The 441-nt window shown below is 45.0% G+C and carries 1 protein-coding gene; it reads left to right on the forward strand.

Annotation, left to right across the window (positions count from 1 at the left end):
* Window positions 1-67 precede the first annotated feature (67 nt).
* The coding region (locus tag KP705_RS17810) for a hypothetical protein (protein ID WP_215765249.1) at window positions 68-441 on the forward strand (374 nt) is incomplete at its 3' end.

Below are 441 nucleotides of genomic sequence, written 5' to 3' on the forward strand. Positions count from 1 at the left end.
GTTGAGGAAAGAGCTGCCCTATTGGATTGATAACATTCTCCCGAATTAGGGGAAGTATCTGCGGTTCATGGTTATCACCTGCTGTGAGAACGTCCGCATATATTATGACCTCAAGGCGGAGCAGAGGAAATGGACACGCAAGATCTCTGCTTGCTTCCGTTGGCTCAATCAAAAATATGGTTCAAATCTGTATTTCAGGGGGACTGAGTTCACTCATAATGAGGATCATGAAACCCTTAACATGCATATGAATATCCTCTTTGATCTGCCGTATTTGAAGGGGAACGGCTGGCAGGATTTTCTTGCTGATGTTCGTGAGAGGATGTCGTGCATTGTTAAGGATGCGGGAACTCTTGAGTCTGTTGATGAGGTCACAAAATATGTGACTAAGCCGAACGWTATTGAGACGATGGAGGATGGCCATCTTGAGTGGTTCTTTAC

The organism is Gluconobacter sp. P1D12_c, from assembly GCF_018812105.1.
In the GTDB taxonomy this organism is placed as follows: domain Bacteria; phylum Pseudomonadota; class Alphaproteobacteria; order Acetobacterales; family Acetobacteraceae; genus Gluconobacter; species Gluconobacter oxydans_A.